Origin of the sequence: Virgibacillus sp. AGTR, from assembly GCF_016919725.2 — a bacterium.
Classification (GTDB): Bacteria; Bacillota; Bacilli; order Bacillales; family Amphibacillaceae; genus Virgibacillus; species Virgibacillus salarius.
Map to the genome: position 1 here is coordinate 1 of NZ_JAJERH010000142.1, position 2,299 is coordinate 2,299.

A 2,299-nucleotide genomic window follows, 5' to 3' on the forward strand; every position below is an offset into this window, starting at 1 on the left:
CAAAATAACTACTTGGCTTAACGCAGTCATTGCACTGATTTTATACTTTCTTAACTTAGAACAAAAACGTAAGCGCCAATTAGAAATGTAGTAACTGGAGCGAGTCCAACGGAGTTAAACGAATCACGGTGAGCTTACGAGCCAATAATGACTTAGATGAGGGAGATTCGTGAAGACACCTAGTTTCTGGGCCTAGGAGCTAGACGTAGCTCAACACGTCCATATTTATACACAGGCTCAAATTTTATCATTTCTTAGACTACAAAAAAGGAGCGCTTCGTTACTCGTCGATTCGCTCCTTTATCTTATACCTCTATAATTACCTTTCCGATTCAGGCTTTAGCAATGAAAAGAGCAGGGCATCATGTGACGTTTGTTTTTGATTGCGTTTGTAAGCTTATCGTTACATAGACTATTAGCGAGACAACAACTGGAAGGACGACAGAATGGAGTCCAAACGGCTTAGGAAAAAAACTGTCTGATAAAATATATAAGCCTACTCCTGCTATCATGGAGGAAATCGCCCCATATTTATTTCCTTTCTTCCAATATAGACCTAGTACAATCGGCCAAATAAAAGCAGCTTCCAAACCACCAAATGCAAAAAGGTTTAGCCAAATGATAAGATCAGGCGGGTTGAGTGCCATCATAAATACAATGATGCCTAACAATGCTGTTATTCCAATACTTAAGCGTTTAATAGTTTGATGGGAGGCGTCAGGTTTTACATAGTTTAAATAAACATCCTTTACAATGGTCGAGCTGACTAGTAATAATAACGAATCCACCGTAGACATAATAGCTGCCATCGGTGCAGCAAGTACTATCCCTGTCAACCAATTCGGCATGACTTCCAAAGCAATTAGCGGCATGACCTTATCACCAACTTCGATACCTGGGAGAATAGGTCGCGCGAAAACACCAATTAAATGCATATTTAACATAATAAAACCTACAACAACCGTTCCAATAATGATAGCTCGATGCATTGCTTGTGAACTTTTATATGACATTGCCCGTACTGCAATTTGTGGTAATGCAACCACACCGACTCCAACTAATATCCAGAAGGATGATACATAAGTTGGCGTCAGCTGTCCTTCAGATCCATAAGGGGTAATTAGATTCGGGTTCTCTGCAGTTAAATCAGCAATAATCTTAGGTATACCACCACCAGCTATGATCACAGCAATAAGAAGAATTAATGTGCCAACGAACATGATGCTTCCTTGGATAGCATCCGTTAAAGCAACTGCACGAAATCCTCCTACAGTAACATAGATTAAAACAGAAACAGCAAATATAAATAGTGCAGTTGTGTAATTGATTCCAATCAACGATTCAATTAATCTTGCTCCACCAATCCATTGAGCAGCCATTGCTGAAAATAAAAAGATAATAATACTGACTGAAGAAAAGATAACAACCCATTTTGATTGATATCTTTCTTTCAAAAAATCCACCATCGTTAGTGCATTATATTCCCTAGTTACGATAGCAAATTTCTTCCCTAGGATCATTAGAACAAAATAGCCAGTAGCAACCTGAGACATGGCTAATAAAACCCAGCCTAGCCCTTCATTATAAGCTGTCCCTGGTCCCCCTATAAAACTACTAGCACTTCCATAGGTTGCTGTCATTGTCATAGCTAGCACAAAACCACCGAGGCTCCTACCGCCTAAAAAATAATCCTGAGCAAAGTTGGTAGAATTCTTTAAATAGCCACCGGCCCAGATTCCTGCTCCAAATATAATACATAATATTGCTATTAACGGTATTAGCGATTCCCAATTCATTCTATTTCCTTCTCCTCATCAAATGGAATAGCAACAAAAAACTTTTTCACTACAATTGCCACCAATATGGCCATTACGATAAATCCCACTACACAGCTGTAGAAAAACCACGCAGGTAATCCGACAATATATGTATACTCTTGAGGGTCCTTACCTCCTAAACCGTAGGCAAATGCAAACCACCATAAGAAATTAAAGATTACCAGACCAACACCAATGAGCGCTTCACGATGAGCAACCTTATATTTATGTCCGTACTTCACAGACTCACCTCACTTCATAATGGAGATTTTGCTTAACAACAATATATCGTAAGAACTTCTTCACTGTAAAGAACCAAAGCGCAAGCGCCCGAATAGCAACGTAATACTGGAGTTGAACGTGGCTCAATACGCCCCATAATTATATAGGCTCAAATTTCATCATTTCCTAGACTAAAAAAAACTGAGCAAAATTCGCAGTCCTTATCACTAAATGCTCAGATTTACGCTTCCTCTAGTAGC

At 39.2% G+C, this 2,299-nt stretch carries 2 protein-coding genes; both read right to left on the reverse strand.

Annotation, left to right across the window (positions count from 1 at the left end; translation table 11 throughout):
• Positions 1–362 precede the first annotated feature (362 nt).
• A complete protein-coding gene (gene panF / locus JUJ52_RS22770) occupies positions 363–1,796 on the reverse strand; it encodes a sodium/pantothenate symporter (RefSeq protein ID WP_026682495.1) in 1,434 nt (477 codons plus the stop codon).
• A complete protein-coding gene (locus JUJ52_RS22775; protein ID WP_026682494.1) occupies positions 1,793–2,059 on the reverse strand; it encodes a YhdT family protein in 267 nt (88 codons plus the stop codon). The genes panF and JUJ52_RS22775 overlap by 4 nt, the downstream gene beginning before the upstream one ends.
• Positions 2,060–2,299: the final 240 nt, after the last annotated feature.